The organism is Methanomassiliicoccales archaeon LGM-RCC1 (assembly GCA_030168575.1).
Lineage (GTDB): Archaea > Thermoplasmatota > Thermoplasmata > Methanomassiliicoccales > Methanomethylophilaceae > Methanoprimaticola.
The window spans coordinates 127,896-152,286 of sequence record CP115555.1 but is presented as its reverse complement, the minus strand read 5'-3'; the positions used below and the strand labels follow the sequence as shown (position 1 = coordinate 152,286).

At 51.7% G+C, this 24,391-nt stretch carries 21 protein-coding genes, 1 tRNA gene, 1 rRNA gene and 2 pseudogenes; 20 read left to right on the top strand and 5 right to left on the bottom strand.

The window, feature by feature from the left end; all coding sequences use genetic code 11:
• The first annotated feature begins 33 nt into the window (after positions 1–33).
• Positions 34–648 (top strand): winged helix-turn-helix transcriptional regulator, encoded by a 615-nt coding sequence (locus tag PED39_00630; protein WII07732.1) that lies wholly within the window; start codon positions 34–36, stop codon positions 646–648.
• Positions 649–790: 142 nt separating this feature from the next.
• On the opposite strand, the gene PED39_00625 is transcribed toward PED39_00630, so the two are convergent.
• The 3 genes from PED39_00625 to nifB form a co-directional block, all read right to left on the bottom strand.
• Positions 791–2,566 carry an alanine--tRNA ligase gene (locus PED39_00625; GenBank protein ID WII07731.1) on the bottom strand — a complete coding sequence of 592 codons (1,776 nt, stop codon included), beginning with the start codon at positions 2,564–2,566 and terminating at the stop codon, positions 791–793.
• 102 nt (positions 2,567–2,668) lie between these two features.
• Positions 2,669–3,625, bottom strand: coding sequence for a hypothetical protein (locus tag PED39_00620; GenBank protein ID WII07730.1), 957 nt, complete (start codon positions 3,623–3,625; stop codon positions 2,669–2,671).
• A 32-nt stretch (positions 3,626–3,657) separates the two neighbouring features.
• Positions 3,658–4,890, bottom strand: a complete 1,233-nt coding sequence (nifB, locus tag PED39_00615) for a nitrogenase cofactor biosynthesis protein NifB (protein ID WII07729.1) — start codon at positions 4,888–4,890, stop codon at positions 3,658–3,660.
• A 91-nt stretch (positions 4,891–4,981) separates the two neighbouring features.
• On the opposite strand from nifB, the gene PED39_00610 reads away from it, so the two are divergent.
• The 16 genes and pseudogenes from PED39_00610 to PED39_00535 all read left to right on the top strand — a co-directional run bounded on the left by PED39_00610 (position 4,982) and on the right by PED39_00535 (position 19,733).
• Positions 4,982–6,367: an MATE family efflux transporter gene (locus PED39_00610; protein WII07728.1), complete on the top strand. Its 1,386-nt coding sequence runs from the start codon at positions 4,982–4,984 to the stop codon at positions 6,365–6,367.
• A 56-nt stretch (positions 6,368–6,423) separates the two neighbouring features.
• Positions 6,424–6,816 (top strand): DUF61 family protein, encoded by a 393-nt coding sequence (locus PED39_00605; protein WII07727.1) that lies wholly within the window; start codon positions 6,424–6,426, stop codon positions 6,814–6,816.
• A 441-nt stretch (positions 6,817–7,257) separates the two neighbouring features.
• A 23S ribosomal RNA gene (locus PED39_00600) occupies positions 7,258–10,172 on the top strand.
• A gap of 113 nt (positions 10,173–10,285) precedes the next feature.
• Entirely contained in the window at positions 10,286–10,924 is a 639-nt protein-coding gene (locus PED39_00595) for an MBL fold metallo-hydrolase (protein WII07726.1), read from the top strand.
• Positions 10,925–11,563 carry an L-threonylcarbamoyladenylate synthase gene (locus tag PED39_00590; protein WII07725.1) on the top strand — a complete coding sequence of 213 codons (639 nt, stop codon included), beginning with the start codon at positions 10,925–10,927 and terminating at the stop codon, positions 11,561–11,563.
• A complete protein-coding gene (map, locus tag PED39_00585; protein WII07724.1) occupies positions 11,557–12,447 on the top strand; it encodes a type II methionyl aminopeptidase in 891 nt (296 codons plus the stop codon). The genes PED39_00590 and map overlap by 7 nt, the downstream gene beginning before the upstream one ends.
• A gap of 34 nt (positions 12,448–12,481) precedes the next feature.
• Positions 12,482–12,569: transfer RNA gene (locus tag PED39_00580), tRNA-Leu, on the top strand.
• Between the two features lie 399 nt (positions 12,570–12,968).
• Positions 12,969–13,613 (top strand): B12-binding domain-containing protein, encoded by a 645-nt coding sequence (locus PED39_00575; protein ID WII07723.1) that lies wholly within the window; start codon positions 12,969–12,971, stop codon positions 13,611–13,613.
• 13 nt (positions 13,614–13,626) lie between these two features.
• Positions 13,627–15,033: pseudogene (gene mtbB, locus PED39_00570) on the top strand ([dimethylamine--corrinoid protein] Co-methyltransferase).
• 151 nt (positions 15,034–15,184) lie between these two features.
• Positions 15,185–16,630, top strand: a pseudogene (mttB, locus tag PED39_00565) ([trimethylamine--corrinoid protein] Co-methyltransferase).
• Between the two features lie 37 nt (positions 16,631–16,667).
• Entirely contained in the window at positions 16,668–17,312 is a 645-nt protein-coding gene (locus PED39_00560) for a methyltransferase cognate corrinoid protein (protein WII07722.1), read from the top strand.
• A gap of 63 nt (positions 17,313–17,375) precedes the next feature.
• A complete protein-coding gene (locus tag PED39_00555) occupies positions 17,376–18,449 on the top strand; it encodes a DMT family transporter (GenBank protein ID WII07721.1) in 1,074 nt (357 codons plus the stop codon).
• 1 nt (position 18,450) lies between these two features.
• Positions 18,451–18,759, top strand: coding sequence for a hypothetical protein (locus PED39_00550; GenBank protein WII07720.1), 309 nt, complete (start codon positions 18,451–18,453; stop codon positions 18,757–18,759).
• A 2-nt stretch (positions 18,760–18,761) separates the two neighbouring features.
• Positions 18,762–18,923 (top strand): hypothetical protein, encoded by a 162-nt coding sequence (locus PED39_00545; GenBank protein ID WII07719.1) that lies wholly within the window; start codon positions 18,762–18,764, stop codon positions 18,921–18,923.
• Between the two features lie 92 nt (positions 18,924–19,015).
• Positions 19,016–19,351, top strand: a complete 336-nt coding sequence (locus PED39_00540; GenBank protein WII07718.1) for an SMR family transporter — start codon at positions 19,016–19,018, stop codon at positions 19,349–19,351.
• Positions 19,352–19,355: 4 nt separating this feature from the next.
• Positions 19,356–19,733 carry an SMR family transporter gene (locus tag PED39_00535; protein ID WII07717.1) on the top strand — a complete coding sequence of 126 codons (378 nt, stop codon included), beginning with the start codon at positions 19,356–19,358 and terminating at the stop codon, positions 19,731–19,733.
• A 39-nt stretch (positions 19,734–19,772) separates the two neighbouring features.
• Here PED39_00535 and PED39_00530 read toward each other — a convergent pair whose 3' ends face one another.
• Entirely contained in the window at positions 19,773–21,713 is a 1,941-nt protein-coding gene (locus PED39_00530; protein ID WII07716.1) for an ATP-binding protein, read from the bottom strand.
• Entirely contained in the window at positions 21,698–22,672 is a 975-nt protein-coding gene (locus PED39_00525; protein WII07715.1) for an AAA family ATPase, read from the bottom strand. Before PED39_00525 ends, PED39_00530 begins: the two co-directional genes overlap by 16 nt.
• Before the next feature lie 295 nt (positions 22,673–22,967).
• Here PED39_00525 and PED39_00520 point away from each other — a divergent pair, with 295 nt between their 5' ends.
• From PED39_00520 to PED39_00510, 3 genes are all read left to right on the top strand, one after another.
• A complete protein-coding gene (locus tag PED39_00520) occupies positions 22,968–23,243 on the top strand; it encodes a hypothetical protein (protein ID WII07714.1) in 276 nt (91 codons plus the stop codon).
• An 8-nt stretch (positions 23,244–23,251) separates the two neighbouring features.
• Positions 23,252–23,779 carry a YcxB family protein gene (locus PED39_00515; protein ID WII07713.1) on the top strand — a complete coding sequence of 176 codons (528 nt, stop codon included), beginning with the start codon at positions 23,252–23,254 and terminating at the stop codon, positions 23,777–23,779.
• Between the two features lie 67 nt (positions 23,780–23,846).
• Positions 23,847–24,257, top strand: a complete 411-nt coding sequence (locus PED39_00510) for a hypothetical protein (GenBank protein WII07712.1) — start codon at positions 23,847–23,849, stop codon at positions 24,255–24,257.
• The last annotated feature ends 134 nt before the right edge of the window (positions 24,258–24,391 follow it).

Genomic DNA, 24,391 nt, shown 5'->3' with positions numbered 1-24,391 from the left:
ATTTAAACACCTTCATCAACATCCGGAGGGACGATGCCTAAGAATTCTAAGAGTCAGAACGCGATAGACAGGAATCGTGTCATGGACCGTCTCCTGAGGGACCCTGGATGCACTGTGCAGACCCTAGCGGATGACTGCAATCTCTCCACTCAGCAGGTATACAGGATCCTGCGCCACCTGGAGGAGGAAGGAATCGTATACGGCAACCCTATGATGATCGACCTCTCGAAGGTCGGTAAGAAGAGATTCATAATTTTCGCTACCAGGAGTGGCCGCCCCTCGGACCAGAGCACACTCAACGGATCGCTGTATTCCAAGGTCTTCCTGGAAGAGATGAGAGAGAAGAATCTGGACATCATACCGGAGGACGATTACACATGTACCGGGGCTTTCGATATGGTCACCATATTCCTGGCCAACAACGCTACGGATGCCAACAAGTACCTTGATCTCCTCAGGCATGTCTCGAATGATTACTTCAGCACTTTCCGGATATCCGAGGTCCTCTTCACCACAAGGAAGAATATGATCGCCACTCCGGAGAGGAAGCGCTTCATAGAGTATGTGAAGGACATCAGCGAGTACGGATCCAGACTCAAGGATCCGGAGGAGCTTGAAGAATATCCTTCCGATGATGAGGACGAATGATCCGTCCTCCTTCATGAGTTGCCTCCGAACAGAGGAACATCATCAAACATCCGGTGAATCTTCCCTTCCGCTAAAGGAACTTTCGTTCTATAGTATAATATGTTTTAGAAAAAGGATGTGGCCATAAGGCCACATGATGTTTTCAGTCGAACTTGCCGACGACTGCCTTGATACGCCTGACGCCGGCTGCGGAGCTCTCTTCCTTCTTGATCTTGAATCCCTGAAGCTCCTTTGTGTTCTTGACGTGAGGTCCTCCGCACATCTCTGCGGAAACGTCGCCGATCCTGTAGACCTTGACGATCTCGCCGTATTTTGTGGTGAAAACTCCCTCGACTCCCTCGTCCTTGGCCTGCTCGTAGGGCATCTCGATGCACTCCACAGGGATCTCGGCCTTGATGCATTCGTTCACCCAGTCCTCGATCTGCTTGAGCTCCTCGGGCGTGACCTTCCTGTCAAGGTTGAAGTCGAATCTGAGCCTCTCAGCTGTGATGTTGGATCCCTTCTGGTGGATGTCCGGCGATACGAACTTCCTCAGAGCCGCGTTGAGAAGATGTGTGGCGGTGTGCAGCTTGGTGGTCTCCTCGCTGTGATCGGCGAGACCTCCCTTGAATGTTCCGCCGTCTCCCTTTGAGACGTCCTGGTGCTTCTTGAACCTGCCGTTGAAGTCGTCCATGTCGACCTTCAGGCCCTTCTCAGCCGCCAGCTCCACAGTCATTTCGATGGGGAATCCGTAGGTGTCGTAAAGCCTGAAGACTGTCTCTCCGTTCAGTACTGGGCTGTCACCGTTCTCTGCGACCATCTGGTCGAATCTCCTGAGTCCTTTCATCACAGCCTTGTGGAACTTGAGCTCCTCGTTGTTGATGTTTGTGAATATGAAGTCCTTGTTCTTCTCCAGCTCGGGGTATGCCATGCTGTAGTTGCTGACGATGACCTCTGCGATCTTCTGCATGAAGGGTTCCTCGTAGCCGAGTTTGGACATATACCTGGAGGATCTCCTGATGAGCCTCCTGAGGATGTATCCCTGTCCGATCTTCGCCGGAACAACCCCGTCGCCCAGGATGAATGTGGCGGCCCTCATGTGGTCCGCTATGATCCTGAATGCCCTGGTGTCATCGTCGTTCTCTCCGTACTTCTTTCCGGTGATCTCCGCGATCTTGTCGATGATGGGGGTGAACAGGGGAGTGTCGTACACGGTCTCGTTGCCGTTGAGGATACGGAGGATCCTCTCCAGACCCATTCCGGTGTCGACGTTCTTCTGCGCCAGAGGAGAGAAGGTTCCGTCAGCGTTCTTGTTGTACTGCATGAAGACGTTGTTCCAAATCTCGGTGAATTTACCGCAGTGGCATGAGGGTCCGCAGTTCGGTCCGCATTTGGGCCTTCCGTCGTCGTAGAATATCTCGGTGTCGGGTCCGCAGGGTCCTGTCTGTCCCGCAGGTCCCCACCAGTTGTCCGACTTGGGATAGAAGTAGATCTGCTCGTCGGTGAGTCCGTGGGATTTCCACAGTTCAGCCGTCTCAGTGTCCCTGGGCGCGTCAGCGTCTCCGGCGAATGCGGTGACGGACAGCTGTTCCGGTTTGATGCCGAGGACCTTGGTCAGAAGGTCGTAGCTGAACTCGATGGACTCCTTCTTGAAGTAGTCTCCAAGCGACCAGTTGCCGAGCATCTCGAAGAAGGTGAGGTGGCTGGCGTCCCCTACCTCATCTATGTCCCCGGTCCTAACGCATTTCTGGAAGTCCACCAGTCTCTTGCCTGCAGGGTGCTTCTCTCCGAGCAGGTAGGGAACGAGCGGATGCATTCCCGCGGTCGTGAACAGAACGGTAGGGTCGTTCTCAGGTATGAGCGAGGCAGAGCTGATGTAAGCGTGCCCCCTCTCCTTGAAGAAGTTGACGAAAGTCTCTCTCATCTCTTGAGCGTCCATGATGTACACTCCTATCTAATGAGGGTGGCTATCGCGCGCATATTAATAATGTTACGCTAGTGGAGAGGAATTCAGGGGCAGGCGCCCCCTGTAATTAAGGTTTCAGACGAACAGGTTCGTTCCGATAAGTTTGTAGATCTCAATACCCACATCAGTTTCGAGATAATCCTCTTCATCATCGTAATAATCGACTGTGTAGCTGTACTCGACACAATAGATTACATCGTTCTTTCCCACCCACAGCTTATAGGCGGAGCTTCCCTCGAGGCCGTCGTCTACAAGATCGATCTTGTAGGTGTACACGGTGGTGTCCCTTATGCCGAAGGCAGTCTCTATCCTCTCTTCCTTCTCATCGGTCTTGACAGCGTCTTTGCTGACGTATTCGAGGAATGATTCGAGGGATATGCCCTGGAGGAAATAGCTCCTGTCGCCACTTAATTCCACGGAGTTCACTTTGAAGTCGATGTTACCGTCATCGACGGATGTGACCTGGTAGCGTACAGAGTCGGTCAGACTGCTGACGGTGGTCTTTCCGTAGATTGTCCTTCCGTCGATGGATTCGACCTCGTAATGGGTTGTGAATCCATAGGGTGGTTCGTTGTGCTTTACGATCACAAAGGTCCCTACCTGAGGCGGATCATCCCCGGGGACCGAGTCGATGTCCAGGTTCGTGTCCGTGACCTGCTTGACGATCCGGTCGTCACCGGTGCCTTTGACAGTCTTGTAGATGAATCCGGAATCTGCGTTCACATAACAGATCTCGTCCGATAGGTTGGTGAATCTGATGCAGTCGATCTCCTCTCCTTTGAACTCGACCCTGTCCTCAACGCCGCCGACTATATCATCCAGATCGACGAAGTACTCCTCGATAAAGTGGGAGACGGACATGTACCCTTCGAGATTCTCGTCGAGGGTGTAAGACATCTCGTAGTAGTCGCCCACTTTGATTTCCTCCTTTAGTCTGTCGCCCTGGTCACCGGGGTTGTACAGCATGTATGTAGCTAAGCATGCTATCACCACGATCGCCGCTATGACGACTATCGCAATCTTGGAATTCATATTGAATGAACCGGGTCGCAAATATATACCAGTCACTGGGAGAATGTTTGTCTGACAGCTTCGTTGACATCGCCGCCAGAGATCACGACCTTGATCCCAAGGCTGGCAAGGATCTTCGACGGCATGGGGCCGATCTCCTCGACAATGACCGTTCCGCACTCCCCGATCTGTTTCACGATGGATTCGATATGATGCCTGTGATCCTGTCCCGCAACGGTCTCGGACCTATCGATAGGCACGGTCCTTAGGAACCTGACCGTGTTCCCATCGGTAGCGTATATCCTGAACTCCGATGCGTTGCCGAATCCGGAATTGACCGTCTTTCCGTCGCTGGTTGCCACAGCTACCTTGGACTCGTCTTTCTCGACTTCGATGGAGACATTGATCGGATTATCCTTCAGCCCGCATCCTTCTATGTGCGTGAATTCCTGGGAACGGTCCTCGCCCAGAAGTCCGATGGCATCCGCACGGCATTGCCTGCAGTGACGCATCATCCTCATGTCCAGACCGCAGCGGTCCATCATGTCCCTTCTCTCCAAGGGAGTAGGTGCCTTGAGGTCTGAGAACTTGGTCCCTTCAACAGGGATGAGCGGAAGGATGTTCACGATGTACACTCCCATCTCCTTGACCTGCTTCACCAGGTCGGGGATGTGGTCATCGTTGATCCCGGGAACCATGACGATGTTGATCTTGACCAGCATCCCCAGGTCCACGCATTTTCTGATGCCTTCGAGCTGTCTGTCCCTGAGGATGGTCGCACCTTCGACACCGGAGTGCTTCTTGCCTTCGAAGATCACGGCATCGTAGATCTTGGCCCCGATCTCCGGATCGGTGCAGTTCATGGTGACGGTCACGAACCTTACGTTCAGGTCGTATAATCTCTGGGCGCAGTCCGGGAGCGCCAATCCGTTGGTGGATACGCAGAGCGTCAGCTCCGGCATCTCTTTTCCTATAAGCTCCAGAGCTTGGAATGTGTTCTCGTTGGCAAGCGGGTCTCCAGGACCAGCAATTCCGATGACCGACAGCTGGGGGATCTGTTCCTTCACCGCCTTCACCTTGGCCAGTGCCTGCTCCGGTGACAATACCTCGCTGGTCACACCGGGCCTGGACTCGTTGCAGCAGTCGAACTTCCTGTTGCAGTAGTTGCATTGGATGTTGCACCTAGGTGCCACCGGCAGGTGCATCCTCGCGAACGTATGATGGGCATCCTCGCAGAAGCAGGGATGCTCCGATAATGCTTTCTTGATGTTCTCGGGAATATCCATGGCTCGTTTCACATCGCGGACTCTCTTAAAAAAGATACTGTCTTCCAGTAGATTATTATCGTACTAGTCAATCGAAGGGGGAGGGAGGCAAATGGTGCAGCTGCTCAGGTCGGACAGTAATGATTTGGACACACTGTTGGGGGAACCTAAGAAGGCCATCCGCAGCATGTTCACTCCGTTCCTGATAGCATTCGCGATCATCGAGATCAACCAGTTCGTGGACACGTTCTGGATATCAGGATTGGGAACCCAGTCTGCAGCAGCCATCTCCACGATCATCCCGTTCTACATTCTTCTGATGTGCACAGGCATAGGGATATCCGTAGGTTCAACGACCTCTGTCGCGTTCCGTGTCGGCCGCGGGGAGATCGAGGACGCATCAAAGCTCGCATCCAATGCGCTGTTGCTGGGGATCGGGATGTCCATGGTAGCATCTCTGGCCCTGTTGCTGATATTGGACACGGCCATAGACGTGCTCGGTGTAGACAGCATCAGACAGAATTGCTGGGATTACCTTCTACCGATGATATTGCTGAACGCACCGATGACCCTGCTCACGGTCATGGGAGGCAATCTCAGGGGCGAGGGTGCGGCCAGGAGATCCACGATCATACAGATAACCGCAGCCCTTCTGAACATGGTCTTGGATCCGATACTCATATACGTGTTGGGGATGGGCATATCCGGTGCCGGTCTGGCAACCGGTCTGTCAGCCACGATATCTTTGATGATCGGGCTGTCATGGTACGTGAGGGGCAAGACCCTCATCAGGATGGACCGTTCCACCCTCAAGGCGGATAAGGGCATGATGAGGGAGGTCCTGACCGTGGGCGGACCAAGGACTGTCAATGAGCTCATCGGCAGCGCCATGACCTTCATCCAGAGGATCTTCTTCGTGATAGCCGGAGGTACGGCGGCAGTGACGATGTACAACTATCCGTGGAGGTTCATCTCGCTGTTCATGCTTCCGGGCAAGGCCTTCGAGAGCAGTCTGATCCCGGTGAGCTCCGCAGCACATGGCCAAGGCGATACCGACAAGATGTGGGCGGCATACGTGTACAGCTTCAAGCTGACTGCTGCGATATCCATTGTGGCCACCGTTCTGATATTCGTGTTCGCTGAACCGCTGATGTCCATCATGACCTATGAGGAATCCATGCATTCCCTGCTGGACAAGCTGGTCTGGTGCCTGGAGCTGTCCTGCATAATACTGCCATTCATGGCGCTGAGAGGAGTCGGTGCCGCACTGCTCCAATCAATGAAGAAAGCGAAGATACCGATGTACTTCGACCTGTTCTGGGGTTCCGTGCGCATGGTGCTGTATGCGCTGAGCGCCTATGGGCTGCTTGGAGTGGATCCCTTCGATGGGATCATCTACATCATGGTTATCGTGTACTCCCTGAGCGGAGTGATAATCAACGCACTAGCGGTATGGCAGTTCAAGAAATTGAGGCGTATCATCCGCTCTAACGAATGACGATCCGATTCTTCTCTTATTATTATAATAAATATAATATGAACATTGGGAGACACATGGTGGATTTCCTAGCATCGGTCATGTCGGAGCTCAATTCCAATCTCGCCGTCGGCAAGAGGACGATAGAGCAGATGATAGACTCTAGTGATTACACCTACCGTACGAAGAGCGGTTCCGTCATCGATATCCCGAAGGAGCAGATAGATTTCATTTGGAGCATCTGCGATGAGTCGGAGAAGATCAGGCTGAGGCTTCCGATCTACGTCTCCACGGATATATCCTCAGATTCGGGGGCATGGAAGGTCGAGGGAAGTCCGGATGCAGATGTTGTAGCTAGGATCCTGGGCAAGAAGATGTTCAAAGAGGGTCTAGTTCGTCTGTATCATCCTGATTTGAAGGACTTAAGGGCTAAGATCCCTGATGCCATCATGATGGTCTTCACACCCTGAACACAAGGGTTTTATATGACTCCAGAATACACGACTTTGCGCGATGAGACCCATCGTGTAGTTGACAGCCAGTGTGTCTGTCGATTGAGATAAGTTCGAAGGTTCGAGCTACCCCAAAACGTGGTCCTGCTAAGCTTTAAGTACTTGGTTCGATTACAGGGGGTTGCGCGACTCAACCAGTCGTGTGGCCAGTGCATAGCACGTTGGTCAAGATCGAATCATTTGAGAGAAAGACCGGCCAAGCAAGAGTTAAATACTTCCTGCTTGTACGGGCATTTCGCGCATGTCAGTAATGGCAGCGATTCAAATCGAATGTAACATGCACCCGAACAGAGGTCCTGTCTCGGGGAAGTGGTGTAGGGCCCCGTAAACGGAGGATGAGAGCGGATCAGCCCAGTGATCACCGATCATACGAAACCTGGACGTGTGCTAGATCATACGCCAGCGGCGATGCTACGCCGTATGGGGGATGGTTCGGCTAGAGCGCTGAAGAGGGTCGTGTCAAGCAGCGATATGCGTCGGGTAGGTGCAAGAAGCCTATGATCCGACGATTACCTAATGGGACTTCCTATTCTTCGGAATGATCAGTAATGATCGGGAACGCGGGGGATTGAAGCATCTTAGTACCCGCAGGAAAAGAAATCAACAGAGATACCGTTATTAAAGGCGATCGAACGCGGTATAGGGCAAACTGAATCCCTTATCGAAAGGTAAGGGAGATGTGGTGTTGCAGGCTCATTTACTCCTTAGCTCGTATACTCGAACTTGTCTGGAAAGACAGGCCGTAGAGGGTGATAGCCCCTTAGAGGAAAACTTGTATGGAGATTTTTGATGTCCTTGAGTAGTCTGTGTTGGATATCACGGATGAATTTGGGAGGCATTCACTTCCAACCCTAAATACGTCTCTAGTCCGATAGTGCAGTAGTAGCGTGAGCGAAGACTGAAAAGTACCCTTAACGGGAGGTCAAAAGACCTGAAACCATACGGTCAAAGATTTATATGGCATCAAAGGGAAGAAACCAATTTGGTGGACCAGTGTTATATTGTTCGTTTCGAAAAACGATCCAGGGAGTTCTGGTCATTGGCGAGGTTAACTATTCAATTAGGGAGCCGAAGGGAAACCGATTGTCCGCAGTTTTTTACGAGGGACATCGTGTGCTCGCGAGGAGTCAATGGTGCGGATACCCGAAGCCGGTCGATCTATGCCTGAGCAGCTTGAAGCCCCTCGAAGGGGGGGTGGAGGAGCGAACCAGTTCTGATGTGCAAATCGTTTGGATGACTTGGGTATAGGGGTGAAAGGCCAATCTAGGCCGGAAATAGCTGGTTCCCCGTGAAACTAGTCGCAGCTAGACCTCGATCGAGGCAGAACGTGAGGTAGAGCACCGATTGGGTGCTTAGGGGAAGAAATTCCTCGGCATCTTGTCAAACTCCGAACTTGCGTTCACCGTAGACGTCGGGTGTGAGGCCATCCGGGGTAAGCTTGGTGGCCATAAGGGAAACAACCCAGACTACAGTTAAGGTCCCTAAATATCGGTCAAGTGTAATACGAAATGGCGTCGGCGGTCTAAAACAACCGGGAGGTGGGCTTAGAAGCAGCCATCCTTCAAAGATAGCGTAACAGCTCACCGGTCTAGATCGTGGGCCCAGAAAATGGACGGGGCTAAACCGATTACCGATACTGTAGAAGACAGAAATGTTATTTGGTAACGGGGCGTGGTGCATGGGTAGAAGCAGGGGAGTGATCTCCTGTGGACCGTGTACCAACGAGGATCCTGGAGTGAGTAGCAGCAAAGCACGGTGAGAATCCGTGTCGCCGCAGGGGCAAGGGTTCCTTGGCAATGTTCGTCAGCCAAGGGTTAGTCGATCCTAAGGTAACTCTTAATCGAAGTTATCGAATGGGAATCAGGTTAATATTCCTGAACCAGTAAGATCTTTGCCTACGTTGTTGGATCAGGGTAGTTGTTGCAGGCCCGTCAGCCTGTCTAAGTACCGAATCTGATGAAGAACCGTAATGGTGAGAAGTTGGAGAATGTACGATGGGGCGAGCGTAAGCTCGCTTATGATAATCCCCGGTCCCCGTGAAAGCAATGTAGTTACAATCTTATTGTTCGTACCAAGAACCGACACAGGTGTCCCTAGGTGAGTAGCCTAAGGCGTGTTAGCATAATCGTGGCGAGGGAACTCGGCAAATTAGCCCTGTAACTTCGGGAGAAGGGGTGCCAGTACTGTGAGGTACTGGTCGCAGTGACAAGAGAACACCGACTGTTTAATAAAAACATAGGTCTCTGCTAGTTCGAAAGGATGTGTATAGAGGCCGAAGCCTGCCCAGTGTCGGCATCTGAAAATCTGTTTCAACGGATCGAAGGACCGATAAACGGCGGGGGTAACTATGACCCTCTTAAGGTAGCGTAATACCTTGTCGCTTAATTGGCGACTTGCATGAAGGCTCAACGAGTGTTCTACTGTCCCCGCCATGACGCTAGTGAAAACAATCAGTCTGGTGCACAATCCAGACCCCTCCATCTGAAAGCGAAGACCCCATGGAGTTTCACTGCAACCTGTTGTTGTTGTAGGAAATGGTATGTGTAGGGTAGGCGGGAGACGTTACCCAGGAAGGTGCGCTAGCATCTCTCCGAGTCACCGATGAAACACCGCCCTTATCATTTCTTACGACTCACCTCTCCGGAGGAACAGCTATAGGCAGGCAGTTCGGGTGGGGCGCCACGCCCTCAAAAAGATAACAAGGGCGCCCAAAGGTTAGCTCAGGTAGGTCAGAAATCTACCGAAGAATGTAAAGGTAAAAGCTAGCTTGACTCGGAACCAGACAATAGGGTTCGGAGATAGGAAACTATGGCTTAACGAACCAATCAACCTCCTGAATGGGGGTGATTGATATCAGAAAAATTACCCTGGGGATAATTGAGTTGTCACGAGCAAGAGTTCATATCGACCTCGTGGCTTGCTACTTCGCTGTCGGCTCTCCCTATCCTGGTGGTGCAGCAGCTGCCAAGGGTGGGGTTGTTCGCCCATTAAAAGGGATCGTGAGCTGGGTTTAAAACGTCGCGAGACAGTTTTGTTGCTTTTTGATGGAGGTGTTGGTACCTGATGAGAAGGACCCTTTAGTACGAGAGGAACAGGGGTTCGTGGCCTCTAGTTTATCAGTTGTCTGACAAGGCATGCTGAGTAGCCACGCCGCAGCGGATAAGAGCTGAAAGCATCTAAGCTCGAAGCCGCCTTAAAAAAGAGGTACCCATATAACGCTCATAAATGATGAGTTTGATAGAAGCCGGATGTAAGTATCGAGGTTCGCCGAGATATTCAGTCCTGGCTTACTAAAGTTATTTTGACGTCGCTGGAGTGTGATCTAGCAGTTAAACAGGTTTCGTATGAATTAATTCTCATCCTCAGGAAATCCTTTACCTTTTCTTCATCTCTATTGTTTTATAGGGTTCTACCGTTAGTGGTCTCGATGATCCATAAGATAGGTCCGTACATGGGTGCGGACTCCAATATCTACCTTCTTACCGGCGATCGTAACGCCATAATCGATACCGGTACCGGTCTCACCACCAGCTATATCATCAATGCGATCAAGCTGATAATTGGTGATGCTGGCACTATAGATATGATACTTCTTACCCATTGTCATTTCGACCATATCGGCGGTGCCCCTGCGATCATGAACGCTTTTGGATGCAAGACATATGCGGGAGCCAAGGATGCTCCTGCTGTAAGGGAGGGGGATTCCCTATACACCCTAGCAAACGATTTCGGGCTCAATATCCCGCCGTATCCTGTCGAGGATCTATTTGATGGAGACATCATCGATCTAGGAGACCACAGGCTACGTGTCATCGATACCCCAGGCCATACTCGGGGAGGGATTTGTTTCTATGATGAGATCTCATCCTCGCTATTCTCAGGCGACACTGTCTTCGAGGACGGGGTCGGCCGCACGGATTTCAACGGCGGGTCGATCAAACTCCTGAGAAATTCTATAAAATACTTGATAGACATGCCAATCAAGGGATTGTATCCCGGACATGGCAGCACGGCTACTGATGGTCATGCCGCCATAATGAGAGGAATGGAAATAGTAGGTGATTGAGTGAAGATAATCAAGTGCGACTATTCTAGCGGTTTCGGTGTTCAATGCGAAGAAGCGGTAAAGGCGGCTGCCGAAGACATCATGGCAGGAAAGCTCGTCGTCTACCCCACAGAGACCGTGTATGGTATCGGCGCAGACATCTACAACGAGGCCGCTGTGAAGAACCTCTATCTCGCGAAGAAGAGGCCCTTCGACATGCCCCTCTCCGTCGCGGTATCCGACAAGGCCATGATCGAAAAGGTCGCCGTTCTTAACGAGAACGCAGAGAAGCTCATCAAGGCATTCCTCCCGGGACCTCTCACACTCATAGTCAAGAAACAGCCCAGCGTACCCGACATAGTGACCTCTTCATCACAGAAGGTCGGGATCCGCATACCCGACAACAGGTTCGCACTGGAGCTCATCAAGCGCACCGGCCCCATCATCACCACATCGGCCAACCTGCACTCCCACCCTGATGCGATCAGCGTCAACGCCGCAATAGAGGATTTCGGGGATGCTGTAGACACATACATCGACGCAGGTGCCTGCAATCTTGGGAAGCCGTCGACCATCGTTTGGTTGATGGATGACCAGGTTGAGATCATACGTCAGGGCGCCATATCCGAGAAACAGATCATGGAAGTCTTAGAATGTTGACGAGCGAAGAGTTAGAGAAGCTGCGCAAGGCAGGAAGGGTCTCCGCAGAGGCCAGAGAGCTCGGGATGTCCATGTGCAAGCCTGGGGCCAAGCTGTACGATGTCGCTCAGGAAGTGGAGGGGTATATCCGCAGTCACGGATGCAAGCTCGCCTTCCCCTGCAACATAAGCAGGAACGAGATCGCTGCACATGCAACGCCCAGCTGCAACGACAACACAGTATTCGAGGTAGGGGATATCGTCAAGATCGATTGCGGAGGGATATTGGATGGTTTCATCGGAGATACCGCAGGAACCGTCGAGGTAGGCTCCCGCAGCTATCCCGATCTCGTGGAGATCAGCAAGACCGCCAGGAACACGGTCGCAGAGTTCATAGGCGAAGGCGTCCCTCTGAAGGACATCGGCAGCGCCGTTGAGAGGACCATCAGGGGAGCAGGCTACGCACCCATCGTGAACCTCTGCGGTCATCAGATCTCAAGGCATCAGCTTCATGCTGGATTCTCCGTGCCCAACTACGACAACGGTGACGAGACCAAGATCGAGGCCGGCATGACCGTGGCCATCGAACCTTTCGCCACCAATGGTAAGGGACAGATCAAGAACGGGAAGCCCGGCAACATCGTCCGTATCATAAGGGAGAGGCCGCTCGCCGATCCCAAGGACCAGGAGTTCTACGAATACATCAAGGAGGAATTCTTCCAGCAGCCATTCTGCGCCAGGAGCTGCGAGTTCCCTGATGCTGAGAAGCGTGTGAAGAGCCTCATGCGCCACGGTGTGCTGTCCTGCTATGCAGAATTGGTGGAGGTCTCGGGAGGTTTGGTCTCCCAGCACGAGTATACATTCTACATCGATGGAAAGCGTGGCGAGGTCACTACACTTCCATAAACGTTTTAACCAAACTCCCCTTCTCCCGCATTAAGCTGAAGTTGCCAAGCCTGGTCAAAGGCGAGGGACTCAAGATCCCTTCTCGTAGGAGTTCGCCGGTTCGAATCCGGTCTTCAGCACCATCTTTATTATTCCAATAATATAAATTGGATAAACTTGATTTCGTTGGCGGTAATTACAATCCAATCATCTTTGACCGACCGATTTTCAGGGATAGAAAAATCGGTAAAATTTTCTCTCTCCATCGGTCATAAAAGCAGATATATATGGATATTACATACATCCATAGTATTGTATTAAATATAACATATGAAAAAAGTGATAATTTGTGATTTTTTATCAATAAACCTATTTAAACATATGTTAAAAATCCAATAAACTTTAAATATTTGAAACAGGTTAGAAATGGTATATCATTGGGTTGATTAATTCTTCTATATAGACCTAATTACATATCCTTATTAATTAACGAGTATTGCTCATACTCAAGCAAACCTATTGCTAAAAAAGGAGGAAAACAAATGGCTTATGAGGAGGAAACAAAGAAACTTCAGGATGCTCTGATATCCTGTAAGGTTCCTGATATCGCTACAGCGGTGCAGGCGGCACACGATGCCGGCATGCCTGCTGAGGATATCATCAATGCCCTCGGAGCAGCAATGTCCGACGTCGGAGTTCTGTTCGAGAGGGGAAAGCTGTTCCTGCCCCACGTACTCAGTGCGGCAGCAGGAATGAAGAACGCCATGAATGTTCTCGATGCTGAGCTCAAGGCCGGTGCAGGCGCCGGACAGAGCAAGGGAACTGTAGTTATGGGTACAGTCGAGGGAGACGTTCACGACATCGGAAAGTCAATCTGCTCTACGATGCTCCAGTGTGCAGGATTCGAGGTACACGATCTCGGAAGGGATGTGCCCCTCAAGAACTTCATCGAGGAGGTCAAGGGCGGCTGCAACTTCTGCGGAATGTCCGCACTCATGACGACAACCATGACTGGAATGAAGACAGTCATTGATAACCTCAAAGCCGACGGTATCCGTGATAACGTTACCGTCATGGTCGGAGGTGCACCTGTCACGCAGGGATACGCCGATAAGATCGGAGCAGACCTCTACGGAGAGTCCGCATCCGAGACGACCAAGAAAGCCTCAGCATTAGCTTCAGACTGAAATAGGTGAGTAAATGAGCGAGTATTACACAAGAATGGGTGACGGAAAGAGAGTCACCATGACCAAGGAGAAGATCCTCGACGATATCCATGAGGGTACCGCCGATGCAGCAGACATGGCTTCCATCCCCCAGTTGGACGCGAACGCTATCGAGCACATCGCCGAGATCATCATGTGTCAGGACAGGGTCGTCGGAGTAGAGCCCGGCCAGGAGGTCGTCCTTTCGTACGATATCGGACAGCTGGACTTCACAGGAGACAACGGAAACTCCGGAAACGGAGTCGACATGGGAAGGCTCGAGGCAGCACTGCTGCACGAGAGGGCCCTTGGAGCCGACACATTCGAGCTCGCACACTCCGATTACTCCATCAAGCCTGTAAAGCCTGTCATCTCCATGGAGATGCAGACCATGGAGGAGATCCAGGCCGAGATCATCGCACCGTTCTTCTACGGAGCTATGCCCAACCAGGGACTCTACTATGCCCCTGACGGACCCTACGGAAACCCCGCAGACCTCATGAGGGAGTTCAAGATCGAGGAGTCCATGCAGCAGTCCGAGCTCGCATCCCAGCACGTTACAAGGGATATCGAGTACGTTGCAACAAGGCTCCAGGCAGCCGGATCCGATGGATTCAACTTCGACACAACCGGTTCCGCAGGAGATGCGGACTGCGTCGGAACACTCAACGGAGTCAAGATCCTGAGGGAGCAGTGCCCCGAGGCATACATCCAGGTCGGTTTCGCTGGAGAGTCCATCATGGGAATCCACGGAATGATCGAGTTCGAGGGACAGGTCGTCGCGGGAATGTACCCCCACCAGTACGTCCACCTTGCAGAGAAGGCAGGAGCAAACGTCTGCGGAACAGTCTGTAACTCCAACACCAGCAAGTCACTCGCATTCAACATCGCAAGGGCGGTCACATTCATCAAGGAGGCCGTCAAGACATCCAACATCCCGATCCACGCGGACATGGGAATGGGAGTCGGAGGAATCCCGATGTGCGAGACACCCCCGATCGACGCCGTCTCCAGGGCCAGCAAGGCAATGGTCGAGATCGCCGGAGTCGACGGTATCTAGTGCGGAGTAGGAGACCCCGCCGGAATGGACCTGCCTCACTTCCTGACATCGGGAATGGGAGGAATCAGGACCACCGGAGATCTCATCGCCAGGATGCAGTTCGGAAAGAACATGAGAATCAAGGATGCTAAAGAGTACGTCGCGAAGAAGCTCGGTGTCACCGCTGTAGAACTTGCAGACGAGTTCGTGATGAGGGACCTCCGTGAGGAGCTCGGAATCGGAATCGTCACCGGAGTGCCCGGAGCACCCCGCGGAATCGCAGCCAAGATGAACATCGAGAACCTTCTCGACATCAAGATCAACAGCTGTGAGAAGTTCCGCGAGAAGACACAGAAACGCTGATATCGACTAAAAAGGGGAGTCGCGGAAGGCGATTCCCCTTACAAGTCCTCATCTAGATGAAAAACGACTTCGAAACGTCTTTAATCCAAAAGGAGGAAAACAAATGAAACAAATCCAGTACCCTGGAAAAATCGGAATGAACGGTATCAAGATGAACCTGTTCACCCATGATGACTGCGTGTCAATCGACCTTGCAACAAGGGATGTTCTCTGGAACTACGGAGTGCAGGTTTCTGACGACGAGTGTATCAAGATCTTCGAGGACGCCGGCTGTATCGTCAACTACGAGACAAAGATGGTCAGGATCCCCGACTTCCTTCTGAACAAGGCACTCGCATCCGCCCCCAAGACATTCTACCTCTACGGAAGGGATGACGACCACACAGTCGAGCAGGCATGGAACGGACGTGTCCACTACACCTGTTTCGGAACCGGAATCCAGGTTTGTAACTACCTCGGCGACGGAAAGTACGAGACCCGTGACTCCAACAGCGAGGACCTTGCTCAGATTGCAAGGCTCTGTGACTGGGCAGATGGAATCAGCTACTTCTCCCTTCCCGTTTCCGCAAGAGACTGGGCAGGAAAGGGAGCAGAGGATGTCCACGAGATGTACATCTCCATCGCCAACACCGTCAAGCACTTCCACCACATCGACCCCGTCGCTGAGCATGTGAAGTACTACTGGGAGATGCTCAAGGCATACTACGGAGGAGACGCAGAGAAGGCCCGCGACAGGCCCCTGATGTCCATGCTCGTTTGCCCCACATCACCTCTCGAGCTGTCACACAACGCAGCACAGGTTATCAAGCAGGGAGCAGAGTTCGGAATCCCCGTCAACGTCCTGTCCATGGCAATGGCTGGAGGATCCTCGTCCGTTCACCTCGCAGGAACACTCGTCACCCACAATGCAGAGATTCTCTCTGGAATCATCCTCGCTCAGATCGTCAAGCCCGGAGCACCCGTCTACTACGGATCCTCCACTACGATCTTCGACCTCAAGCACGGAACCGCACCCGTCGGAGCACCCGAGCTCGCTCTCATCTCCGCAGCTGTAGGAGAGCTCGGTAGGTACTACGGACTTCCCGTCTTCACGGCCGGTATGTAGACCGACGCCAAAGTCCCTGACTCCCAGGCAGCCCACGAGAAGACCATCACTTCTCTTCTCCCCGCAATGGCCGGAGTCAACATGATCTACGGATCCGGAATGCTTGAGCTCGGACAGACCTTCTCACTCGAGCAGCTCGTTATCGACAACGACATCATCGCAATGGAGAGGAAGGCACTCGAGGGAATCGTCGTCAACGACGAGACCCTGGCAGTCCCCGTCATCAAGGAGCTCGGAGTCGGAAAGGACTTCATCGGACACCCCACCACCATGGCAAACATCGACCTCGCATCAGACCCCACTGTGTTCAACAGGGACATGATCGGAGACTGGAGAGCACAGGGATCCAAGGCATGTGTAGACGTCGCCCACGAGATCGTTGTTGATGTACTCAAGAACCACGTCGTTGCACCCATTGACCCTGAGATCGCAAAGAAGATGGAAGCAATCGTCAAGCAGGCCGACGATGACTTCCTTAAGGGAAAAGAGTGAATTGAAACATATTTGATTTGAAGGAGGAATAGTAAAAATGACACTTGCAGAAGACGCAAAGAATGCAATTATGAAATACGACAACAAGGGCGCCGCCGAGATCGCCAAGAAGGCAGTCGCAGAGGGAGCAGACCTTGTTGACCTGATCGAGAACGGATACTCTGCCGGAATGACAGAGGTCGGTGCACTCTTCGAGGCAAAGAAGCTGTACCTGCCCCACGTCATGGCAGCAGCCGCGACAATGAACGCAGCAATGGAGATTCTCGAGCCCGAGATCGCAAAGCTCGGAGGATCAACCGGAACCGGACTTGGAACAGTCGTCATCTGTTCCATCGAGGGAGACATCCACTCCATTGGAAAGGACATCGTCGCAATTATGCTCAAGGTCGCTGGATTCAACGTCAAGAACATCGGAAGGGATGTACCTCTTGACACGATCGTCCAGGCATGTATCGACAACAACGCTGTCGCAGTCGGAACATCCGCACTGATGACATCGACCATGGTCGGACAGAAGACTTTCGAGGAGAAGATGGCAAAGGCCGGACTGAAGGGCAAGTGCCTCACCAACGTCGGTGGAGCACCCGTCACCCAGCAGTGGGCCGACGAGATCGGAGCAGACCTGTACACAGAGAACGCCTCTGATGCAGCTGCGAAGTTCGCCGCCGCTTTCGAGAAGTGAATTAAAAAACCAATTACCAAGGGGTGCTTCGGCACCCCACACACTACATTAGGAGGTTAATGTATGGATGTTAATGAAATAAGGCACTTGGACCACGACAGGAAGAAGAAGATCGGACTGTTGATGGGAATACTCTGTGCCTTGTATTGGGGAGTATGGTACGTACCTGGTTACGCAATTTACAAGTCTCCTCTGGTTGATGATGTTTATCAAAACATGCTGGACGCAGGAGCGGCAAACGATCTCGCACTCGTCTTCCAGGCACTGTTCCTGACATTCATCAACGCTGTCGCTTGTGCAGTCCTTCTGTTCATCTGGAACGGAGGACTTGGAAAGAACAGGGAATTGGTGAGGACATTCGTCCAGTTCAAGTCAGTCACCAAGTACTACGTCATTGCAGGAATCTGCGGAGCATGTGCCGTTTCCGGTACCTACCTCGCAGCTCTGTTCCTGAGTCCCGGTTTTGCAGCTGTCGCTGGACTTCTGTACCCGATTGTAGGAACCGCTATGTCCGTTCTCTACCTGAAGCAGAAGGTCTCTAAGAGGGCATACTACGCAGTTATTGTCCTGATCGTCGGAGGTATCACCCTTTACGCAGGAAGTATCATCGCTGACCCTACCGTTCAGATCTACGGAATCATCGGAGGACTCATGGCAGCCTTCGGATGGGGATTCGAGGGAGTCGCCGCCGCAAAGGCATTGGATCTCACTGAGCCTGATATCGGTATCCACCTGAGATTCATATTCGAGGCCCTGTTCTGGACCTGTGTGATGATTGTTATCCTCATCTGCGGATTCCCGATCTTTGACTCTATCGGATGGCTGTTCGACCCGACCACCTTCCTGATGGTCCTGATGATCGGATTCTCCTTCGCATGGTGTTATGTTTCGTGGTACAAGTCTTTCCCGATGATCGGACTCGCAAGGGGTCAGGCAATCGGATCACTGTACGCAGCATGCGGAGTCATATTCCTGGCTATGTTCCTCGGACCTGAAGCAGGTCTCGGATACACCGAAGACACTATGGTCATGATCGTCGGTTCGACTATCCTCGGACTGGTCATCTGTCTGTTCGGAGCATACCTGTTGGCAACCGAAGACTCTGAAGAAATGGCATCTATAAGGGACGGTAATTGAAATGATGGAGAATACCCCAGTCAAGTTCCGTATCCTCGAGTTCCTTGAGAACGGCCCCAAGAGGACCGATGAGATCTGTTTCGCACTCTCCAAGGAGTACAAGGGATACGACAGCGCATACGGAAGAGGAATGATCAAGTTCGACTGCATCGAGATGGCATCCTACGGTCTGATTTCTGACGACGGCGCCATTGTTGATGAGGAAGGCATCCTGGATAAGGGAAAGCTCCTCACCACATATTCTCTCACTAGCTACGGATCGGACTATCTCGATTATCTCAAGAAGACCGTTAAGGTCAAGAAGGTGTGAATATGGCAGCAGAAGCAACATATGATGTTTGGCAAGCAGTCGTGGATTACCTGGAGCCCGGTATCTTCGGAGGAGTCGGCGGAATGGTAGTCATGACCGTCTTCATCCTCGGACTCTGTGCCTACGGACTGATTAAGTCCAGAAAGATCTACAGAGAAGTCTGAAACTCATTAGGGCTAAGGCCCAACGGAGGGGGAAACCCCTCCCAATAAACATCTTCCAGGGGGATTGCCCCGCTCGATAATAGGCTGATAAAATGGATGTAATCTGGGCATGGATCATCCTGATAGTGGCCAGTATCATAGAGCCGATATGGGTCACCTGTCTCGATAAATCCGAGAATTTCAAGAAGAAGGGCTGGGGAGCAGCAGCTATTATTCTGGTCCTTCTATGTCTGTACCTTCTGTCCATACCGTCCAATCCAGAGAATATAGGTCCCGGAGTCTCGTACTCCATATTGGCAGGTGTCGGCGCAGCCGGTATCGTCATCATCGGAAGGGTCCTGTACAAAGAGAAATTGACTGCAAGGAAGCTGGTTTTCATAGCGATGATCGTCGTTGGGATAATCGGTGTGAGGTTAATCTCAGGGTGATAGGATGGACGATAGCTGGAAGACTAATACGAAGATTGCTTGGCTTCTGATCATCCTCGGAGGTTTCCTTCAGTTGGGATGGTCGGTAGGTCTTGCCTATACCGAATCTTTCACCAACATCGCATGGGATATCGTTACTATCGTGTTCCTTGTTCTGAGCATGATCTGTCTGGAATATCCAATGAGGATGGGTGTTGCATTCACGACCGCGTATGCGGTGTGGATTGGTATCGGCGTGTTCCTCACGGTGGTGATCTCCTATATCCTAGGATTGGAGAGCACAGGGTTCTCGTGGGGAATGGGCATGTGCCTCGCCCTTATCATCGCCGGTGTCATCGGATTGAAGATGACGCCTGTCGAGTATATCGACGAGGAGAAATGATTTCAACCGGGGCGTCCGAGAAGGACGCCCCGATCCTGTTCATATGATTTTCGCGTTAGCGGTACGCACCAGATTGATTTCCTCATAGGTCTCTATGCGGAGATCGTCCAGAGTGTAGTACTTTGCATGAAGGGCATTTGCGAATTTCACTGCGTTATGCTCCACATCCTCGCGTTTTTCAGTATCGATGACGATCCATTTTACCGTGGGGAGGTTGACTTTCTCGGCCATCTCGAGGGCCTGCTTGAGGGGATCAGTTTCCTTATCGTCCGGATCCAACGGAAGGTTGGCATTTCCGTCTGTGACCAATACCACATAGCAATCATCGTTGGGACGTTTCTTGGTGTACATCGCCATATAGTTGCTGAGGTATTGTATAGCACCGGAGAGCGGGGTCTTCCTGCCTATGGCCAGATCATCAAGCATCTTGTAAATGACCTCCACCTCTCTTGAGGGTTGCAGAAGCATTGTGATGGCCTTCTCGTTGAAGGTCATGAAACCTACGCGGTCCTTCTTGACATAGTGTTCTTTGAGCAGGGAAAGGATTGCTCCTTTGACCGCGACCATCCTGTTACGGATAATGAGCGAACCGCTTGTATCCACTGCGAACAAGAAGGTTGAGGAGCTCCTCGTCTCCCTGATCTTCTCCCTCATGTCCTGTTTCTCGATGATGACGGCCATATCGGTGTCATTCTCCTTATGGCGTTTCATCTGATAGGGGGCGCTAGCGCGCACGGTCGCATCGAAGGCGAGATCAGGATTCTTCTCATCGGTGACTCTGGAACCGACGTATCTGCCGTTCCTCTCTTTGGTCTTCTGCTGGAATCTCTTCCCATTGGCAGACGCTTCGCCCTTTGCCTTCGCAGTGTCCTGTTCGAAAAGATCGATGGTCTTGAACGTCTCTCCGATCTTAGTGATGACGTCCTCTGTTTCTTTCCTTTTGAACTTAGGTCCGTTACCTTCTTCCACAGGCTGGTTGGCCGACATATCGGTGATGCCGTCGCCCGACAGATCTACGTTGTCCTCTCTGTTGGTGAACAGCTTCTTTGCAGCTTTGGAATCCGTGTTGAATCCGACGGTTGACCTGGCCAGTTTCTGCTTCTTGTCAACCCTTCTTCCTTTGACGACTTTCACTCTGTGGTTAAGACAGAGGACGGACGCTTCCATGATGTCGGATTCGTTTGTCTCCGTTCTTCCATCCAGCGCAGCCAGAGTCATGGCGACGTTTGCCGCAGAGAGGTCTCCGCGGTGGCCATCGATGCCCATGTTGTTGCACACGCCGGCTATGGCCTCCATCAGAGCATCTGAAGGCTCCTCATCCTTCAGGATATCCGAGGCACGGGTTATCCTGTCGTGGACCTCATCATCCGCCTCGCGGTACTTCTCCATGAATACATCAGGGTCATCGTCGTAGGCGATGCTCCTCCTCAGGATCTCTTCTCTCCCTGCCGAATCTTCTGGATAGTCCACGGTGACGCACATGTCGAAATGGTCCAGGATCGGAGGGGAGAGGTACGAGTCACTGTTGTTCATGGTGGCGACCAGGATGGTGTCCACCTTGTACGACGTGGACATGTTCTCCCTCTCAATCCTCACCTGACCTGACAGGACAGCATCAATGACTCCTGTGATGATCCTGTGTTCGAATAGGTTGATGTCATCCATGTACAGGATGTTGTGGTCACCTCTATTGAGCAATCCTTCCTGAAGAGATAGCTTCCCTTCTTTGACCGCCAGTTCTATATCGAGACAGCCGAACAGTTGCTCGTCGGTGACATTCAGCGGAATGTTCACTATCGATTTTCCGGAAATCTGTCCGAGCGAACGTGCTACCAGTGTCTTCCCGGTACCGGACGGACCTCTGATTAGTACTGATTTGATGCGTGGATTCGCTATCGCGCACATCAGTGCTTTCTTGGTCTGATCCATCCCGTATACTGCAGAGAAAGGATAGTAGGCCGTCTTCAAATTCCCAGACATACATCCAACTCCTTCTCATCGAAGGTGACGTTGTCGAATGCACGTTTCTTGAGACGGTGTGACAGGACCAGGGGAGCGATCTCGCGGAGGTCTTGTTTGGTGACCTCTTTCCTCCCGTCCAGCGCGGCATTGGCTTTGGCAGCCCTCATCATGGTGATGTCGGCTCTGTGCCCTTCCATCTTGAAGTGTATCGATACCATGACGATATCATGGATTATCTTGTCGTCGAGCTTCACTTCAGAGAGAGTCTCTCTTGCGGTGACGATTTTCTTGCGGAGCTCATCTATCTCGTCCTTGCAGGATTCCAGGTATCCTTCGGGATCCTTGTCGAACTCCATCCTGCGCTTGATGACCTCCATCCTGGTGGGGACCTCCTTCTCTCCCTCGATATCGACACAGAGTCCGAACCTGTCCAATAACTGGGGCCTGAGGCTTCCCTCTTCGGGGTTCATGCTTCCGATGAGAATGAACTTGGCAGGATGGGAGAATGATACGCCCTCCCTCTCGATGTAGTTGACACCCATCGCGGCGGAATCAAGGAGCAGATCGATTATATGGTCGTCCAGAAGGTTGACCTCATCCACATAGAGAACGTTCCCGTTTGCCTGTGCGAGAACTCCAGGTTCGAACTTCTTCTCTCCTGTTTTGAGGACATGTTCCAAATCCAACGTTCCGGACACACGGTCCTCGGTCGCACTCAGAGGGAGTTCCACAACGGTCATCGGCATTTCCTCGGATTTCAGTTCTTCCCCTTTCGAGAGTTTTTCGCGACATTGGATGCACATCCTCTTGGGATATCTGGGGTCGCAGTGGAACGGACAGCCGATAACGGTTGGTCTCATAGGGAGAATCTGTGACAAGGATCTGATGGAGGTGGACTTCGCCGTACCCTTTTCCCCTTTGATCAAAACCCCGCCGATTCCAGGGTCGATGATGTTCAGGAGCAATGCTTTTTTCATCAAATCCTGTCCGACTACACGGACAAATGGGAACATAATCGATTCCGTTGTCATATTACCTGCGGGCTAGATTCAATAGCCGTTAATAAAGGATATGTCGAATATAGCCAGATTTTTATATGTTAACTCCGTCGAGCGTTTCATGTCCAGCGAGGCTCAAGATTATTCAAATCTCACAGATGAAGACATCGAGAAATTGATCCTTTAGAAACACGAGAAGGATGGAATCAATCCGAAATCCATCGAGGAGCTGAAGGAGAACAGAGCCTGTATAGAGAAGATCGATGAAATCCTGATGCCCTATGCGGATCGCGTCAAAGAACTGGATAATTTTGTAGATGAGGCAGAGCTTATAGAGCACTTCCATCTGGACAGTGACGATCCGGAAGTGCTTGACAAAGGCCTCAAGGACATGTGGCAGCGCGTAGGGATGTTGGAGAACGGTGCGGCAAACGCCGCAAAGAACGGCAACACGAGGGAGAAGGTAGAGCTTGAGGCAGAGGTACGTGCTCTCAGTAAGCTTAGGGCCCAGACCCTCCAGAAGATTGAGAGACTCAGAAAATCCCAGTGAGAGATACCATGGAAGTAGACATCGGAAGGAAGCGCTTCTCATTCACTCTCGACGACAGCCTCACCAGGGAGGAGATGAAGAAGATCGGCCGTGCGATCCAGTACAGGAACCAGAAGAAGATGATCGCCACCGTGATCATAATAACCCTGCTGATCGCTCTCATCACGATTTTCATCAATCGTATTGCTATAATGCTGTACATCGTTCTGTTGGTTCAAATCGCCGTCTACCTGGAGTTCGGATCAAGGAGCATAGCTGACAATCTGAAGAAGAAGTTCCCTATCAGCTATGATTTCTATGAGGACGGTCTCATCGAGCATGAGGAAGGGAAGGATACCCTCCTGATGTACGATCAGTTCAGCGGCATAAACATGAACGAGTACGTCTTCACAATGGTCGGAAAGGGAAGCGAGGTCGTCGTGATCCCCAGGAGTCGTCTCGATGAGGAATCGACAGAGTTGGTCATGAAGCTCGGAAGGATTCTCGCCAGAAGGAAGAAGAGGGTCCTGAAGACCTCAGGCAAGAACTCATCCTGAGCAGTGCACTCTAACGGTCCAAGAGGATTTCAGAGGCTTTATATCGTTCAATCCTGAATGACCATCCATGAGTTACCAGACGTATCTTCCCGCGATCTCGCTGATCGGCGGCATAGTAGGGATTTGGGCATTCCTGAGTCCATGGATTCTGGGTTTAACCGGAATGGATCTCATAGACAGTTCCTATGAGGATTTCCAGAAGTATCTCCCGATGGTGGCTCTGATCCTCTGCGTTGCAGTAATGTGCCTATCGGCCTTCAGCATCGTTCTGGGTACGCCATGGTTCATGCCGTTCCTGGTCCTATTCCTAGGCATGGCCGTGCTTCTGGCAACGTCGTTCTTTACCATGTGGGTCCCAGCGGAGGCAAAGATGGCGCAGGACATGGGCATATGGATCTCATATCTCGCAGGCGCACTGATAATGTTGGGCTCGATCGTGCAGTATATGACTGCGATGAAGAGAGTTCGCAACTTGTAATCCTTCATTTCTAGAAAGGTCGAACTCGCGGGCGGAATTCTAATTGGATATATAGTCCAACTTATATATACCAATTTACACTTTTAATACGGACCAAAAATCATTAAATACAATGGTAAAAACCGATTCTGCAG

Bases quoted from the DNA above. Each gene is read 5' to 3' on its own strand.
- map (WII07724.1), top strand. From the start codon at position 11,557: ATGTTGACGAGCGAAGAGTTAGAGAAGCTGCGCAAGGCAGGAAGGGTC.
- PED39_00520 (WII07714.1), top strand. From the start codon at position 22,968: ATGCCCTATGCGGATCGCGTCAAAGAACTGGATAATTTTGTAGATGAG.
- PED39_00625 (WII07731.1), bottom strand. From the start codon at position 2,566: ATGGACGCTCAAGAGATGAGAGAGACTTTCGTCAACTTCTTCAAGGAG.
- PED39_00630 (WII07732.1), top strand. From the start codon at position 34: ATGCCTAAGAATTCTAAGAGTCAGAACGCGATAGACAGGAATCGTGTC.
- PED39_00545 (WII07719.1), top strand. From the start codon at position 18,762: ATGGCAGCAGAAGCAACATATGATGTTTGGCAAGCAGTCGTGGATTAC.
- PED39_00550 (WII07720.1), top strand. From the start codon at position 18,451: ATGATGGAGAATACCCCAGTCAAGTTCCGTATCCTCGAGTTCCTTGAG.
- PED39_00540 (WII07718.1), top strand. From the start codon at position 19,016: ATGGATGTAATCTGGGCATGGATCATCCTGATAGTGGCCAGTATCATA.
- PED39_00610 (WII07728.1), top strand. From the start codon at position 4,982: ATGGTGCAGCTGCTCAGGTCGGACAGTAATGATTTGGACACACTGTTG.
- PED39_00525 (WII07715.1), bottom strand. From the start codon at position 22,672: ATGAAAAAAGCATTGCTCCTGAACATCATCGACCCTGGAATCGGCGGG.
- PED39_00535 (WII07717.1), top strand. From the start codon at position 19,356: ATGGACGATAGCTGGAAGACTAATACGAAGATTGCTTGGCTTCTGATC.
- PED39_00555 (WII07721.1), top strand. From the start codon at position 17,376: ATGGATGTTAATGAAATAAGGCACTTGGACCACGACAGGAAGAAGAAG.
- PED39_00510 (WII07712.1), top strand. From the start codon at position 23,847: ATGAGTTACCAGACGTATCTTCCCGCGATCTCGCTGATCGGCGGCATA.
- PED39_00595 (WII07726.1), top strand. From the start codon at position 10,286: ATGATCCATAAGATAGGTCCGTACATGGGTGCGGACTCCAATATCTAC.
- PED39_00605 (WII07727.1), top strand. From the start codon at position 6,424: ATGGTGGATTTCCTAGCATCGGTCATGTCGGAGCTCAATTCCAATCTC.
- PED39_00560 (WII07722.1), top strand. From the start codon at position 16,668: ATGACACTTGCAGAAGACGCAAAGAATGCAATTATGAAATACGACAAC.
- PED39_00620 (WII07730.1), bottom strand. From the start codon at position 3,625: ATGAATTCCAAGATTGCGATAGTCGTCATAGCGGCGATCGTGGTGATA.
- PED39_00515 (WII07713.1), top strand. From the start codon at position 23,252: ATGGAAGTAGACATCGGAAGGAAGCGCTTCTCATTCACTCTCGACGAC.
- nifB (WII07729.1), bottom strand. From the start codon at position 4,890: ATGGATATTCCCGAGAACATCAAGAAAGCATTATCGGAGCATCCCTGC.
- PED39_00575 (WII07723.1), top strand. From the start codon at position 12,969: ATGGCTTATGAGGAGGAAACAAAGAAACTTCAGGATGCTCTGATATCC.
- PED39_00530 (WII07716.1), bottom strand. From the start codon at position 21,713: ATGTCTGGGAATTTGAAGACGGCCTACTATCCTTTCTCTGCAGTATAC.